This window comes from Synechococcus sp. PCC 7335, assembly GCF_000155595.1.
Classification (GTDB): Bacteria; Cyanobacteriota; Cyanobacteriia; order Phormidesmidales; family Phormidesmidaceae; genus Phormidesmis.
Genome location: NZ_DS989904.1, coordinates 215,997 through 232,141, shown reverse-complemented (window position 1 = coordinate 232,141; position 16,145 = coordinate 215,997). Strand labels below are relative to the sequence as shown.

13 protein-coding genes are annotated in these 16,145 nt (G+C 49.1%); 3 read left to right on the top strand and 10 right to left on the bottom strand.

From position 1 onward, the window contains the following. Positions 1-18: 18 nt before the first annotated feature. The 3 genes from S7335_RS00950 to modB all read left to right on the top strand — a co-directional run bounded on the left by S7335_RS00950 (position 19) and on the right by modB (position 3,229). Positions 19-366 carry a hypothetical protein gene (locus tag S7335_RS00950; RefSeq protein WP_006456279.1) on the top strand — a complete coding sequence of 116 codons (348 nt, stop codon included), beginning with the start codon at positions 19-21 and terminating at the stop codon, positions 364-366. A 106-nt stretch (positions 367-472) separates the two neighbouring features. Then, positions 473-1,300 carry a molybdate ABC transporter substrate-binding protein gene (modA, locus tag S7335_RS00945; protein ID WP_006455624.1) on the top strand — a complete coding sequence of 276 codons (828 nt, stop codon included), beginning with the start codon at positions 473-475 and terminating at the stop codon, positions 1,298-1,300. 9 nt (positions 1,301-1,309) lie between these two features. Continuing rightward, a complete protein-coding gene (gene modB, locus S7335_RS00940; protein ID WP_006457380.1) occupies positions 1,310-3,229 on the top strand; it encodes a molybdate ABC transporter permease subunit in 1,920 nt (639 codons plus the stop codon). Positions 3,230-3,286: 57 nt separating this feature from the next. Here modB and ftnA read toward each other — a convergent pair whose 3' ends face one another. The 10 genes from ftnA to hcp all read right to left on the bottom strand — a co-directional run bounded on the left by ftnA (position 3,287) and on the right by hcp (position 16,096). Further along, entirely contained in the window at positions 3,287-3,823 is a 537-nt protein-coding gene (gene ftnA / locus S7335_RS00935) for a non-heme ferritin (protein ID WP_006456613.1), read from the bottom strand. 192 nt (positions 3,824-4,015) lie between these two features. Further along, on the bottom strand, positions 4,016-4,240 hold the full coding sequence (locus tag S7335_RS29405) for a FeoC-like transcriptional regulator (RefSeq protein ID WP_071776895.1): 225 nt from the start codon (positions 4,238-4,240) through the stop codon (positions 4,016-4,018). A 37-nt stretch (positions 4,241-4,277) separates the two neighbouring features. Further along, the gene (gene feoB, locus S7335_RS00930; RefSeq protein WP_006454021.1) at positions 4,278-6,647 is read right to left on the bottom strand and encodes a Fe(2+) transporter permease subunit FeoB; all 2,370 of its coding nucleotides are present in this window, start codon (positions 6,645-6,647) and stop codon (positions 4,278-4,280) included. Further along, complete coding sequence (locus S7335_RS26530; RefSeq protein WP_006454662.1) at positions 6,640-7,428, bottom strand: FeoA family protein; 789 nt, start codon at positions 7,426-7,428, stop codon at positions 6,640-6,642. The genes feoB and S7335_RS26530 overlap by 8 nt, the downstream gene beginning before the upstream one ends. A gap of 621 nt (positions 7,429-8,049) precedes the next feature. Continuing rightward, on the bottom strand, positions 8,050-8,310 hold the full coding sequence (locus S7335_RS00920; protein ID WP_050765752.1) for a hypothetical protein: 261 nt from the start codon (positions 8,308-8,310) through the stop codon (positions 8,050-8,052). Positions 8,311-8,465: 155 nt separating this feature from the next. Continuing rightward, complete coding sequence (locus tag S7335_RS00915) at positions 8,466-10,811, bottom strand: heavy metal translocating P-type ATPase (RefSeq protein ID WP_006456803.1); 2,346 nt, start codon at positions 10,809-10,811, stop codon at positions 8,466-8,468. A gap of 36 nt (positions 10,812-10,847) precedes the next feature. Further along, the gene (locus S7335_RS00910; protein WP_038015351.1) at positions 10,848-11,444 is read right to left on the bottom strand and encodes an HMA2 domain-containing protein; all 597 of its coding nucleotides are present in this window, start codon (positions 11,442-11,444) and stop codon (positions 10,848-10,850) included. A 52-nt stretch (positions 11,445-11,496) separates the two neighbouring features. Continuing rightward, positions 11,497-11,829 (bottom strand): DUF5132 domain-containing protein, encoded by a 333-nt coding sequence (locus S7335_RS00905; protein WP_006454875.1) that lies wholly within the window; start codon positions 11,827-11,829, stop codon positions 11,497-11,499. Between the two features lie 372 nt (positions 11,830-12,201). Then, the gene (locus S7335_RS00900; RefSeq protein WP_227499923.1) at positions 12,202-14,187 is read right to left on the bottom strand and encodes a heavy metal translocating P-type ATPase; all 1,986 of its coding nucleotides are present in this window, start codon (positions 14,185-14,187) and stop codon (positions 12,202-12,204) included. A gap of 241 nt (positions 14,188-14,428) precedes the next feature. Continuing rightward, positions 14,429-16,096, bottom strand: coding sequence for a hydroxylamine reductase (hcp, locus tag S7335_RS00895; protein ID WP_006457636.1), 1,668 nt, complete (start codon positions 16,094-16,096; stop codon positions 14,429-14,431). Positions 16,097-16,145 lie beyond the last annotated feature (49 nt).

The following is a 16,145-nucleotide window of genomic DNA, read 5'->3' as shown; positions in this document are numbered from 1 at the left end:
ATCCCTCCTAGAATTCCTATGACAGACTCATCGAATACGTCCGAAAAAGACTCGCTTCAATTTCGCCATTTGAGATTGATTGATCGGCTGCTGCAGTGCCCTAATGGAAAAGAACCTGAGATCCTTAATAGCGAACCTGACCTGCTCAATGGAGAGTTTGTTCAAGCACTTATGAGAGCCGCCAGCTATTTTGCCCATCACGACAATCCTGACTCGGCTAAATTTCTCGTGTTTATCGCCCGCGAGCTAAGTCACCAACTTGGGCTCTACCCAGCAGATCAAGCCTCGGCTCCAAGCGCAGCAGTAGATTCACCAGAAACAGAAGAGGTGATCGCTAATGCATCGCCAGATTTAGCCCAGATTTAGCCCAGATTTGACAATGGCGTTGGAGCCATCTGTTTAAACAGAATGCGATCACGTTTTTTGTCTAATGTTTTTTGGTCTAATACAGTTCCCGTACACCCACAAAACTATGAAGCGTCGCCAATTTGTTCCACCCTTTTTAGTCGGACTGATCGCCTCCTTCATATTGAGTGCCTGTACGGGGCTGCCCTTGGCCACTACCTCAAATGTCTCGTCTACTGCTCACCCAAGCGTTACAACAATTACAGTTTCAGCAGCAGCTAGCCTACAAGATGCGCTAGACGCGATCATCCCGCAGTTTAGCCAGGCATATCCCAACATCGCTATTGAGTACAACTTTGGCTCTTCTGGCGCACTTCAACAGCAAATTGCACAAGGTGCGCCTGCTGATGTTTTCTTTTCAGCGGCCACGGAGAAAATGGATAAGTTAGCAGCAAAAAGTCTGATTGACTCATCCTCTCGCCAGGATGTACTGGCCAACAGTCTGGTGCTGATTGCACCTGTTGACTCTCAGCTAGCTATCACTGAGATATCTCAACTAGATAGTGACAAAATCGACCCTCTGGTCAATCGCTTGGCGGTAGGAGAATTTCGCAGTGTACCGGCTGGACAGTATGCACAACAGGCCCTAAAGAATTTCCAGTTGTTAGAACCGTTACAGTCTAAGTTTGTCTTTGGAAATACCGTACGAAATGTGCTTGGCGCTGTCGAAAGCGGTAACGCCGAGCTAGGGATCGTCTACGCTACCGATGCGGCGCTTTCTGAGAAAGTGAAAGTGCTCAGTACTGTGCCAAAAGACAGCCACTCACCGATTGTCTATCCGGTCGCAGCGGTAGAAGACACTGCCGAGCCTGAAGCCGCTCAAACTTTTATTGACTTTCTGCTGAGTGAACAGATCCAGTCGACGTTTGTAGAATTTGGCTTCGATAGGCTTTAACCTTCAAAGATGATTGATTTCTCTCCGCTGTGGATATCTTTGCGAATTGCAGCGATCGCCACACTGATCACTGGAATATTAGGCATCGTGGCGGCTCACTTCATGCAGCGGTATCGGGGAAGATGGCGATCGCTCTTAGAAGGTCTTTTCCTCGCGCCGATGGTGCTGCCACCGACGGTATTGGGCTTTCTGCTGCTGCTGCTATTGGGTAGAAATGGGCCACTTGGCACTCTATTGTCTTACACCGGTATCAATATTGTTTTTACCTGGTACGCGGCGGTGCTGACCGCAACAGTGGTTGCCTTCCCCTTGATGTACAAAACCACGCTGAGCGCCTTTGAGCAGATCGATAGCCGCCTACAGCAAGCCGCCAGCACCCTTGGCGCTTCAGAACAGACCGTTTTCTTTCGGATTACGCTGCCGCTCTCTCTTCCCGGACTGCTCGCAGGTCTCACCCTAGCATTTGCCCGGGCGTTAGGAGAATTCGGCGCTACGCTTATGCTAGCTGGCAACATTCCGGGCCGCACCCAAACGCTGCCGATGGCGATTTATTTTGCCGTGGAGAGCGGGAACTTTCGTGAAGCCGCCTTTTGGTCAGCGCTGGTTCTAGGAATATCATTAGGTGGAATTTTGGTGGTCAATAGCTCGGCCAACCGTCGGCTATACCAGCATAGTTTCTTTAAGAAACTATTTGAGCAGTTATTCGATCGGCGATTTAACCAAAGACTCAACCAATCTTCGCGTCGACTTGAACAAGCACCGATTGAACAAGCACCGAGCAGCGAAGGACAAATCACCGCTATATCTCCGACGCCGCACTCCCAGCCCCATTTAGAAGTCAATATCTGCAAGCACTTATCCAGCTACAAGCTCACTGTTAACTTCGTGGCTAACGAGCAAGAGCCATTGGGTTTTTTGGGCGCATCTGGGGCGGGGAAAAGCCTGATCTTGCGATGCATTGCTGGAATTGAGACACCGGATTCGGGTCGAATTGTGCTGAATGGTCGGGTGCTATTTGATTCTAAGCAAGGGATAAATCTACCAAGCTGCGATCGCAAAGTTGGCATTCTCTTCCAAAACTACGCGCTCTTTCCCCATCTCACCATCGCTCAAAACGTCGCCTTTGGTCTACCACAAAAGCTATCCCCCACTCAGATCAGAGCTGCCGTTGGCCAACAGCTCGCCGCCGTTCAGCTAGAATCTCTAGCTCAACGCTACCCTCACGAGCTTTCTGGCGGGCAACAACAGCGCGTCGCCCTTGCTAGAGCTTTAGCCAATGAGCCCGAAGCGCTGCTACTAGACGAACCCTTCTCTGCGCTAGATACCCATCTACGTAGCCAAATCGAACAGCAGCTCAGCCTTCGTCTACGGCGCTATCACGGCATCACCTTGTTAGTGACTCATAATCTAGAAGAAGCCTATCGAATTTGCCACCAGCTATTAATCCTCAACCAGGGCAACCTGATCGCTCATAGTCCTAAGCATGACATTTTTGAACAGCCTCGAACGGTTCGAGTTGCCCAGCTCACTGGCTGCAAAAACTTCTCTCCCGCTGTTGCCATCAACGAGAAAACCATCGAAGCTCGGCGCTGGCAGTGCCGGCTTGAAACCGTTGAGCCTGTTGCCGCTAATCTGACTCAAGTGGGCATCCGCGCCCATCAAATTACGTTCTTAAGAGAATCGGAGTCCTCGTCTTTGCCAAACAGCTTCCCAAACACCTTTGACTGTTGGCTAGCTGCCACCAGTGAAACCCCCCACCGGATGACGCTCTACCTGAAGCTGCATCATCCTTCTAAGGGAGAACAAGACTACCATTTGCAAGCAGAAGTGTTCAAAGAAAAGTGGCGCTGGCTAAAAGATCAGCCCTTTCCCTGGCAAGTCCGCTTAGATCCGCTACGGCTACTTTTACTAACTGAAGATGACAGCTAGCTGAAAGTGAATGAGGACTCGACTCTTCAGTTTGGGGTTCCTAGATTTGGGAGGTCGCTAGATTTGAGGTGTGGACTCGATCGCAGTTACTTCCTTACTCCCAGACGCCGCTAGCGCAGCAATTTCACGATCGATCCAAAAGAGACCTCGATCTTCTGTGCCAATCAGGGTGATCTTATCTAGAATACTTTTGAAAAAGAACTCTTCCTGATGCTGTTCTGCAACATACCACTGCAGAAATTGTAGCGTGGCATAGTCGGGTTCTATGTTAGCAAGATGCACGAGATCATTGATCTTGCTTGTAATGAATTGTTCGTGGGCGTAGACCTTTTCAAACATCTCTTGTAGGGAGTTGAACTCTTTGGGTGGCGCCTGCATACCGCCGACTAGCGCTAGTCCGCCCGTTTCTTGTAGATAATCGATCAGGCGACGCATGTGCCCCATTTCTTCATCCGCATGCTGTCTGAGTAAAGCTGCGCACCCGTCCAATGCCTTATAAGCGCACCAAGAACTCATCTGTAAATAAAGATGAGACGATAACATTTCTAGATTGATCTGCTCGTTTAGCCGATTGATCATCGGTTCAGACAACATAGCGCTTACTCCTAGACATTAGAGAACATAGGTCAAATATAGCTGCGGTACCTAGCTCTGTACACCTCTAGTCGGTAAAACCATTGATACATACAAAGCTAAGTAGATAGGTAGCGTGGGTTTAGCCTACGCTTTGAGCACGCAGCCGACGCTAGCTATACGTGTATTCAACCACGGCAGTCTCGCTAGCATCTACTTTGATGCTTCGAGCCACCGGTAACATTCTAGTTGAAGCGAATCACAGACAGTGCAGCCTTTACATTTTGTCGCTATGGGTACGGCCTGAATGCGACCCTTACGGCTAAGCTTGCTAAGCATCGGTTTAAGAGTACTCGCATCTGTATGAAAGCGATAAGAGAGATCTATAACAGAAACCGTTCCGTGGGTAGCTATGTAGTTTTGGACATCGATGAGCATCGTTTGAATTGCCTTTTGTTGCTATTGTATGGGGCTGCTAGCGGACCGATGGGTTTTGGAGACCCTGCGAGAAGGTGCGAGAAGGCCAAACGCGCATAACGACAAAAGCGGTGACTAGAATTCCTGTCAGACCGGCTATCCACATCAGTGAACCCATCGGATGCCGACCAATAGTGGCAATTTGGTAGTAGCAGACCGCGCTCCAATATGCGAGCCCCGTTGTCCACAAACCTACAAAAACCGTCCAGCCGGCATTCGTTTCTCGATACACCGCGCCCATTGCGGCCACACAGGGAAAGTACATTAGCACAAACAACAGATAGGCAAACGCACCCGCCTGTCCGTCAAACCGCCGTGCCATCTGGCCAAAGGTAGTGAAGGCTACTTCTTGCTCAGAGGCTGCCACTTCTGGACTGCTGACATCACCAACCGAAAGGCCCAACGGATCTAAAACAGTGCCAGAGAGTTCTGCCAAATTGGCTGGGATCGTGGCAAAGGCTTCACCTAGATTGCCAAAAAAGCTAAAAGCAGTCTCTTCAATCTCTACGCCCGCTGCGATCGCCTCACTCTCCCCTAGCTGCGTATAGAGAGAATCCAACGTTCCCACTACCGCTTCTTTCGCAAAAACGCCCGTAAAGAGTCCTACCGTCGCGGGCCAGTTCTCCTGTCGCAATCCCATTGGCGCAAAAGCTGGAGTAAGGTTTCTACTGGCCGCACTCAAAACAGAACTGTCTCTGTTCTCGTGTCCAAAAGATCCATCGGTGCCGATGGCATTCAACAAACTCAAGACCATCACCATCAGCACAATCACACGGCCTGCTCTGAGAATGAAGCTTTTTAGTCGCTCCCACGTCCGAATCAAAACGCCTTTGAGTGTTGGCAGGTGATAGGTGGGTAGCTCCATCACAAAAGGGACCGCCTTGCCCTGAAGTAAGGTGTGCTTCATGATCAGCCCAGTTAAAACCGCCATACCCATACCGATGAGATAGAGCGCAAACACAATATTTTGGCCCGTTGCGGGGAAAAAGGCAGCGGCAAATAGGGCATACACTGGAAGGCGCGCGCCGCAAGACATGAAAGGATTCATCAAAATTGTGAGAATACGCTCTCGCCGACTCTCTAAGGTGCGAGTCGCCATAATCGCTGGCACATTACAGCCAAAGCCCACCATCATAGGCACAAAAGATTTTCCGGGCAAACCCACAAACCGCATAAAGCGATCCATCACAAAGGCGGCGCGGGCCATATAGCCACTGTCTTCTAGAAAGGCCATGAACAAGAACAAACAGCCAATCACCGGAATAAAGGTGGCCACCGTCTGGATGCCGCTACCGAATCCATCGGCGAGGAGAACTTGTATCCACTCAGGGGCGTTTATAGCCGCGAGCAGAGTGCCCAAGCCATCTACAAAGATAGTGCCAAAAAAGATATCAAAGAAATCGATAAAAGCGCTGCCCACGTTGATAGAAAACATGAACAGCAGATACATCACACCTAAGAAGATAGGAATGCCTAACCAGCGATTTAAGACAATCCGATCGATTTTATCGGAGGTGCTAAAGCTAATTTCCTGGGGACGACTGGCAACCGACTGCGCGAGCTGATGAGCATAGCGATAGCGGCTATCGGCTAGGGTAATGTCAACATCTTCCCCTAGGGTTTGGTGGATGCGATCGCGCTGCTGAATCAAGGGTTGTTGCAGCGTTTGACACTCTGCCATAGAAGGTGTAATAGAAGGACAGACGAATGAGCCAGTCAGTGCACGCTCACCATATTCCAACAGATGGAGCGATGCCCAGCGGCTAGGGGCTAGAGCGCTTAGCGCTTCTTCAATGACCGCTGGATACGTAACTTGCGCGCAGGCGAGCTGAGGTGCAACCAAAAACTCGTCTAGGTTACGCTGTAATAGATCCACGCCCCAGCCACGAGAGGCCACCAGCGGGATCACAGGGCAGCCTAACCGAGCCGCTAGCTGCTCAGTGTCGATGCAGACATTGTGTTCTTTGGCCACATCCATCATGTTGAGTGCCACAATCAGCGGGCGCTCCATGTCTAGTATTTGGCTGGTGAGATAGAGATTGCGCTCCAGATTGGCCGCATCCACAATGTTGACAATGACCTGAGCCTGGTTCGACATGAGATACTTACAGGCGATCGCCTCATCCAATCCACCTTCGTGCTCATCTGCATCTAAGGAATAAACCCCTGGCAAATCCACAACGGTCACGGTTGTGTTGCCATATTGATAGCGGCCTTCTTTGCGCTCTACCGTCACCCCTGGCCAGTTACCAACCCGCTGATTTGCTCCGGTTAGCGCATTAAAAAGAGTAGTTTTCCCGCAGTTAGGATTACCTACTAGGGCAATTGTTCCATTTCTAATATCGTTACTTCTAATATCATTACTCATCGCGGTTCTCCTTATGGTTGAGAGGGACGCTAGTAGGTTCAAGATTCGTCACTTCATCAGCAAGTGCTGTTGCTGAAGCCGAATGGGTAGATGAGTTAGACACGACCTGCAACGTGGCCGCCTCTCCCTTTCGCAGACTCAGCTTAAAGCCACGCACTTGTAGTTCAATCGGATCGCCCATCGGTGCTTGATGAGTGATGGTGAAAGCAGTGCCAGGTGTAAGGCCCATAGCCAACAGTTTTTTGCGATAGGCCCGGCTGCCTTTTTCGTAGCCCACCACGCTGCCCGAGTCACCTACGCTCAGCTCACTAAGGGGTTTACTAGAAGGTTTAGCCTCAAGCGGTTGAGTATCTCGCTCCGCAGATGTTGTTTGATTCATAGAGGGTTCTAGACTCCTAGGAATTTGGCCAAAAGTAGATTTGCCAAAAGCAGATTCATTAGCAGAAGATTTATTGAGACTAGGGCTGTTAAGAACCTTGACAAAAATCTTCTGTGCCATCGTGGCACCAAGGCCCAGCCGACAGCCATCTCGAGCGAATACCACCAATCCACCCTCTGCTCGGCTAATAATGGTGCCTTGAACGTTCACCGAAATGCCCATATCAATCAGGCGACGGTTGGTTTGTGAGTCGCCCCGTAGTGAGACGACTTGAACAATGTCACCCACTGAAGTCATTGCTAAAGAACAAACAATCGAAGAACGAGCGGCTAAATAGCCATCATCCTGATCGGGAAAGCGCTCTAAAGCGTCAATGCGCCTATCATATTCTGCTTCGTCCATCTACTATTTACCCGTTATTCTCAGTGACTAATGACAATAGATACCATTGTTAATCATCAGGCATAGCGATTACTGTGCTGGCTGGCTGTGTTGGCTGGTTGTCATTGGACCCACAGCGATCTCCTTTCAACCTGTAGCTAAATTTGTTATGGCTTATTAAGAATGACTCTACATTACTTCTACCTTTCTACAGCGACTCTTCTGCCTTGTTCCCTATTGCTTAACAAAAAGTGAGACAAATCTGTCAGTGCTGACTATCAATAGTGAATAGGATATTGTTAAATCTTTTCAAACAAAGAAGGTTCTTCACTAGGTATTTTGAATAGTATCAATAGCCATTATCAATGGTTGATATTGGTAGATTCATCTGATTATTACGTTGTAGAAAGCAAGGGAAAATACAAACAACGGAAAAATAGAGAAAGGGCCAAAAAGTTGCGCGCACCCTTTTGTCTCTTGTATCTCTTTTGCTAGCCTTACCAAGGCTAATGGTTGGCAGTATTTCCCAATGTAAGTATGGAGTGTAAGTATGACCTGACTGACTATTTTGAAGGCAAGCCCTGGGCTCGACCAGCGCAAATTCAGCTAGTCAACACTGCTAAACTCATTCATCACGAAGAATCATCGGCCCGCGTCTAAGTTATTTCCCTGCGATTGCTTTATCCATTCTGTTAGTGTCATTCGAGGGCGATAAGAATGACCGCTTTTCACTAGTTGCTTGGCAACAGGACGAGAAGCTCTCGCCAGCGTAGGCAGCAACTTCGGTCCTAGTAATACCGCGCTAAGCCCGAGCAACGCTAGCTGATTGCCAGCGTGACCATCTTCCATAAGCTCAAGAATATGGAAACGCAAAACAGACTTATCTAGATGAATGAGGGACATGGATTTGCCTCGCTCGTGCTGCAAGATAATATCGGGCTAAGCTGAAAATTAACTAATGGCTTTGATTCCCAACTACCATATTAGTACCACGGCTCTGATTAGACTAGCGCAATTATAGATATGCTTTTTCTCTATTTTTCTTATATAGAGCTGGCTTAACTTGCCATCCGCTTTGGATTTAGCCGATGTTGCAACAAAGGACGAAGGCTATTTAGCCCAGCTGCGATCGCTGATCCATTATGAATGCCAGTTGCAATAAGTGGCCGCAGTCCTTGCGTTGTTGCGATACCCAACGCTATTAGGTTAGGGAGCACCACCAGACCAATATTCTGCTCAATTAGGTGTTGAGTTTGCCTAGAGATCGCAATGATTTCTAAAAAGTCCAGCAAATTGTTTTCCATCAGCACTACATCAGCCGTTTCTCGGGCAACCTCAGCCCCTCTGGCGAAAGAAACCGAGACATCGGCGTAGGCCAAAGCAATAGAATCATTTAGTCCATCGCCGACAAAGGCCACGGTACGCCCCGCCCGATGCAATTCTTGAATGATCTGGGCCTTTTGTTCTGGAAAAGCCTCGGCATAGACTTGTGGCTGTGAAATCCCCAGCGTATTAGCCACTTGCATTGCCCGTTGAGGATTGTCTCCTGTCAGCAGATAGACCTTGATGCCGTACTCTTTGTGCAGTCGTTTGATCAGCTCCGTACTTTCTGATCGAAGCGGGTCACTATAGCGAATGGTGCCCCAAAACTGTCCCTCACAGGCAACGTAAATCAAAGAATCAACTGCTGTCTCTGGCGTGATTACATTCGCCGTCCAATCAGCGGCCCAGTCAACTCCATACTGGCGTAGGAATCGCTCGCTGCCCACCAAAACGCTACGACCTTCGATTTGTGCTTTAATGCCCAATCCTACTTCATAAGACCAGTGCTCCCGCGAGAGCATTGGCAGATTTTGAGCCTGCGCGTACTGAGCGATCGCAGCCGCTACAGGATGATTGATTCGCTGTTCAGCAGAAGCCGCTACCTGCAAAATTTCGGCTGCATTGAGCGACTGACGATGGTGCTCACTGGCCGCTTCATCATTGAAAGGCTGAATATCAACAACCGTAATTTGGCCCTGGGTCAGTGTTCCAGTTTTGTCAAAGACAATCGTATCGACCTCTGCTATCTTCTCCAACGTGCGACCACTTCGAATCAGCACACCATGCCGAGTGGTATGATTCAACGCCCCCAAGAAAGCCATTGGAATAGAAACGCGAATGCCAGTGACAAAGTCTAGGGTCAAAATCGCCGCTGTTCGAGCCGTATCACCCGTTGTCAGCAGCACCACACCGGCTAGCAACAATGACGGCACAATCAGACGATCAGCCACTTGCTCAGCGTAGTTCGCCATCCGGGTATCGTAAACAGGCGCTTGCCGCAATAGTTCCAAGCCCACTGCTGCTCGAGTATTGCGACCCACCCGTTCGGCCCGAATCTGAATTTGACCTGATCGCACTAAGGTAGAAGCATACACCTGCGTGCCACTACGACCTGCAATTGGCATCGCCTCTCCGGTGAGACTTTGCTGGTCAATAATGGCCTTACCCACCAGTACCGAACCATCGACTGGAATTTGTTCTCCTGGATAAACCACGACGGTTTGCCCAATTTGTACTTGATCGCTCGGAATTTGCTGCGGTGGCGCGTCGGCCTCTAGCTTTACCCAAGCAAAATGACCAATCGTATCTTCTAAGCTAGAAGATTGCACCGCTGTTGTGCGCGCGGTTTGCTCTCGAATGGTATCTCCTAGCTCATGTAGGGTCAGCACCAAAGCAGGTGTGAGCAACTTGCCCTGCCAGGCGCTAAGACTAAGGGCAAGCAAATCCAAACAGTCAATGTTGAATTTTCGATGGACCGATAGACTCCGAAAAGCGCGCTGGCCTACCGGCAAAACAGCCCCCAGCAGTGCTAATGCCGAGAGTGATCGTAATCCCGATCTGAGTTCCAATGGCCAGCTGTAGCGACTTAGAACCGCCAGTCCAGCAGCCAGCACAGGTAACTTCAGCCCGGCCCAAGTTTGATCAGCGTGAGCTTCAGAAGTCTGACTTTTAGGAGTCTGGCTTTTAGGAGTCTGCCCCTTAAGAGATATCGGTGGTAGCGTCTTCTTTGAGGAACGTGCTGAAGAAGAATGAAGAGAGGCAAACTGCACTAAGCTCTCATCACACTGGCAGCCACAACGCTCTTCTAGCTTGAGTAGTAGCAATTTGAGGGCAGATTCAATCTCAGGATCATATTGAATGGTCATTGAACAGGCGGCCTGGTTAATTCGTACCGAACGGACGCCCACCGTCTTATTCAATGTCGTTTTTACTTTATGCTGCCAAGCTGTAGCGATTAGGAGTGCAGGTACGCGCAATCTCACTCGACCAGGCAATGAATGGACTACTCGCCAGGCAAAAAGTTCACGGGGTTGGCCTACTAAGACACCCGTTTGAACAAGCTGCGCGGGTTGATCGCTCATAACGTATTCTAAACAGTAGATTTCGAGCCGTCGCTTTTAAGCAGTTGCTGCTGCCGTCGTCGTTACCGCTGGTGCAGCAGCCTCGTCTAAAATTTGCAATAAACGCAGACCTAGTTCAGCTTCTGACAATTCACCTGCCGTATATTGAATCACAATAGAAGCTGCCGCCCGATTAATCCGCACGCCAGACACAATCGGATCTTCTAACAGCAGTCTTTCCAAGCGCTTGGCAAAATTGCGATCCGCCTGCAACTGTCTCACCTGCAGCCGAATGCGCCCGGCTACAGAATGCATAATTTTGTAATCTTCATCTACCTGATAGACAGGTTCAGTTGCAAGTGGGCTAGGTTTCTCCACTGCGCTCACACCGTTCGCCCCAGCCGATATCACGGCAGCCTCTTGCGTTAGCTGATGAATAATTTGGCGAGAGATTGCCGCGATCACTAAGTTAGCTATTAGTGCATTGGCTCCTCGCAATTGCAGCCGATTGGTTACCAACAAACCTGCCAGTACCGGTAAAATGACGGCCACCTCATTATATTCATCCAGTAACTTACCCAACTGAGCTGTCGTCTTAGTGGATATTAGCTGACCGGATACTAGGCCTTGGGAATCACTATTTATAAACGTCATGATCCAACCCTCCGAATGATCAACTCGCTATTCGCTGGCTCCTAACCTTTCCCTAGCTAGCCTCTTCACTGTCTACGACTGCTGCAGATACGGAGTTTGTTCCTAACTGTTCTGGGGCTAGCAAGGATTCTAGTTGAGCCTCTGCCTTTGCCTCTGCCGCAATATCTGCCAGAATCTCACCGGTTTCGGCGATCGCATGCTTAGTTCTCTCAAAAGCCATTACGCCAGTTTTAATGGTGGCCTTTAGGACAGGGCGCATCAAAGGCAAGACAACTGGCGTCAACACAACCGTCGCCGCACCCATCATCACAACATGCTCTGCTCGCAAACCTGTCATCTCTTCGACTCGCGCTCTTAAGCCAGCACCCTCTCGTAGATGTCTCATGATGATTGCTCTCCCTACCGCTCGATTAAACTACCGCTCAATTGAACCACCGTTCGATTAAATATTTGCTTAATCACTATTTTAGGCCATTAAATCGAACCATAAAGACTTGTTTAAGAGCGATTAAATCAATACTAGAAGATTTTCCTAATAGCCAGTCGAAGAGGATTTGATAAGATGACGTATGATCCAATCGCCGCCACTGTGGCACGCACTCAAGCCATAATAGTCTGAGAACTTATTTCAATTGCCTGCATCACGGATTTAATTTTAGTTTTGTTTTTTCTTAATAATCCATTCAAACCTAGTCCCTAACTAGAAGAAAAGTAAGAAGCGATAAATTCACTGAGATAGTGAATTCGCTATGAAGTTCTATTTATTTCTCAGCAATCTCATGCCGTTTAAGGTGACCAAAAGGGTAGAGCCCTCATGGCCTAATACACCCGCTGGTAGGGTCAGCCTGCCCAAGAAATTCGCCACCATTAAAAACACAATCGAAACCATTGCTAGCGTCAGATTTTGTTTAATAATTTGCTGTGACTTTACTCCCAGTTGAATTGCTTGGGTTAGTTTCTCTATTCGATCTGCCATCAGCACTACATCAGCCGTCTCTAAGGCTATATCTGAGCCAGTGCCGCCCATGGCAATGCCCACTGATGCTTGGGCTAACGCTGGGGCATCATTAATACCATCCCCAATCATTGCCACCGTATGATGTTGCTGTTGTAATGTACGAATAATCTCTACTTTGTCTTCAGGTAACAAATTTGAATAGACCTGATCTATCCCTGCTACTTGGGCAATGCTTTGAGCGGTTGCAGCATTATCACCTGTTAGCATGATCGTCGTTTTAATGCCAAGGCGCTTCAGCGCCCTGATTAACGCAGGCGCTTCTGGGCGAATTTGATCGGCGACAATCAACAGTCCCATCACCCGATCTTGTCGGCTAATCCAAATGACGGTTTTGCCCTCAGATTCGGTTTGTTGACCAACCTGAACCAGGGTGTTTTCTGTTGAAGTCGTCAAGTTTGAAGTTGTTGAGTTTGAAGTTATTAAATTTTCCTGGACGAAGGGCTGCTTACCAATTCTGAGTATGGCTCCCTCTAGCGTACCGGTAATCCCTAAGCCAGCTCTGGCTTGCACATTTGCCACAGGCAATAGTGGGAGAGATTGATGCTGCGCCTCACTTACAATAGCTTGAGCAATCGGGTGCTCGGAGTACGCTTCTAGGGAAGCCGCTGTTTGGAGAAGCTCTGCGACTGTGCTGCCACTCGCCGGAATAATGTCGCACACTTGAAGTTTTCCGATTGTGAGCGTGCCTGTTTTATCAGCAGCGATCGCATTGACCTTTCCCATCATTTCTAGCTGAGCGCCATCTTTAAACAAGATCCCCTGCCTTGCACCCTGTGCAATTCCAGAAAGCAAAGTGGGCATAATTGCAGCCATAACAGCGCAGGGCGAGGCCACTACTAAAAACACCAGCGCCCGATAAATTGTATTTTCCCATCCCCAGTTCAATAACAAAGGGGGCAGCAGTAGCAGTAGCAGCGTTATGAAAACAATGACTCTGGCATAGCCACGCTCAAAACGCTCTAAAAACTGCTGAGAAGGGGGCCGGGTTGTCTTAGCGGTTTCTACCAATCGAATAACCCGCTGAATGAGATTGTTTTCAGGCAACTTGTGCAGTTTTAAAACAATGGCACCGCTGCCGTTAAGTGTCCCTGCAAACACCTCATCACCTATTGTTTTATCTATTGGCACAGACTCTCCTGTAATCGAAGCCTGATTGAGGCTGCTTTTGCCTGATTGCAGCAGGCCATCTGCAGGAACTAGATCTCCCGGTTTGACCAAAATCCGATCACCTATCCGCAGCTTTTGCACCCCGACGATTTGTATTTGCTCGCCCTGTGTTTGGTTGGTCTGTATGCGTCTAGCCGTTTCTGGTGTCAACTGCATCAACCCATGAATATTCCGCTCTGTGCGCTGCATGGCAATATCTTCGAGGGCACCGCTGATCGCAAAGATCAAAATCAAGACCGCCCCGTCGACCAGCAGATAATACTGTTGTTGCCACAGGCCCAGCACCGCTGCACCCAGCGCCGCCACTATCATTAATAGATCGACATCTAGCTCATGCTCAGTCCACAGCGTGTTTAGGCCCTCACGGGTGCTGTCATAGCCCCCAATCACATAGGCGGCAAACAAGATACCGACGCCGCTCCCCAACCAGTTGTGAGTTAAAGCCAGCCAGCCGGAAAGCGTGAGTAGAGCACAAAACAGTGCTGCGATCGCCACTGGGTAATGGATAATCCAGCCTCGAATCTGTTTTTGCAACGGCATTGAAGCCCAGATATTCATACTCACTGACCCTGGCTAACTACGCGTAGTTAACTACGCAATTTGTGCGCTCATGCTAAACGTTTTGGTCTTGACCATGCCCCGACGGCCAAGAGACGACTGAAACAACTGGAAGTGCCTTATCTCACAACATTTATCTCACAACAGAAGGTGCCTTGGGCGGTGGATTGTTAGCCGCCATCGCACTTAATCGACTAGCAGCGTCCCTGATTGAAAAGCCAAACTGTCACTGCTACCTCAGTTAATCTGCTAAACAAGCGGCTAAATCCTGTTCAGGGACGGTGATGGCTTTGAGCTGATAGGTATCGGATAGTAGCTGAAGAACATTGGGCGAGAGAAAGGCTGGAACAGTTGGGCCCAAGCGGATATCTTTAATGCCCAAGTGCAGCAAGGTGAGCAGAACTGCCACTGCTTTTTGCTCATACCAAGAGAGAATCATCGACAGCGGCAATTCGTTCACATCCATTTCAAAAGCATCGGCAAGGGCGATCGCAATTTGAATGGCAGAGTAAGCATCGTTGCATTGCCCCACATCCATTAACCGAGGCAATCCGCCAATCTCACCCAAATCTTGATCAAAGAAACGGAACTTACCACAGGCCAGCGTTAGGACAATACAATCATCAGGCACTTGTTCTACAAACTCTGTGTAGTAAGTGCGTCCTGGCTTAGCCCCATCACAGCCACCCACCAGAAAGAAGTGGCGAATGTGTCCTTGCTTTACCGCGTCAATCACCGTATCGGCGACGCTGAGCACCGCGTTGTGGGCAAAGCCGACAGTTACTGACTTTGGCGGCGTGGCGGCAGCAACATCCTCACTAAAACCAGGCAGCGAGAGTGCCTTGTTAATCACGGGTGTGAAATCTGGAATGCCCTGCTCGGCAGGGGGTAGATGGGTGAGATACGGATAGCTCACCGGCCCTATGCTAAACAGTTTGTCGTTGTAGTTTTCGTGTGGTGGCATCAGGCAGTTTGTCGTAATCACTACCGCACCTGGAAACTTCGCAAATTCCTTAGTTTGGTTTTGCCATGCAGTGCCATAGTGCCCATACAGATGAGGGTAGGTTTGCTTAAGCTTCGGATAGCCGTGGGCAGGCAGCAGTTCACCGTGGGTGTAAACGGTAATTCCTTTGTCTGCGGACTGTTTCAAAATAGCTTCTAGCTGCCGAATGTCATGACCAGAAACCAAAATGGCTTTACCCGGAACAGGCGCTAGCGACACTTTGGTCGGTACCGGATGACCAAAGCTAGTGGTATGTCCAGTATCTAGGAGTTCCATTGCGCGGAAGTTTATCGCCCCGACTTCAAGAGTTAAAGCGACCCAATCTTCTACGCTCATGCTTTGATCACGGAGGGCATCAAGCGCTCGATGAACAAAATGATAGATGGCTTCATCTTCTTGGCCGACTTCGTAAGCGTGGAAAGCATAGGAAGCTGCGCCTTTAAGTCCGTATAAGGTAGTGAGCTTCAGCGAGAAAATATCGACCGCGTCTTTGCCTACCTGACTGATAAACTTCAGCGCAATCTTTTCACCTTGCTCACTGAGATTGCCGTCTAAATCGGGCACGAAGTCTACAATGATGGGCAAAAGGATGGATTCTGGAGACTGCGTCTGTATCGTTTCTTTGAGGAGTTCTCTGTGCGCGATCGCGCTTTCTACATAAGTCTTTAGACTGCTCGGACTGAAGTTTACGTTTGTCATAGTGGCAAACATCGCTTCACAGGTAAACACATCTGCCTCGTGCGTATCTATGCCCATCGCTTTGGCTTGTAGGGCTACAGGGGCGAGACTTCGCAGACAGTGAATCAGTAAATCATGAATGGAATTTACTTCCGGGCTTTTACCACAGGCTCCGAACTGATGACAGCCATCGCCACTGGCGGTTTGTTCGCATTGTTCACAAAACATGGGACTTTTCCTCTTTCTATGTTAGTGAGGGACTGTTTAAGAGAACACG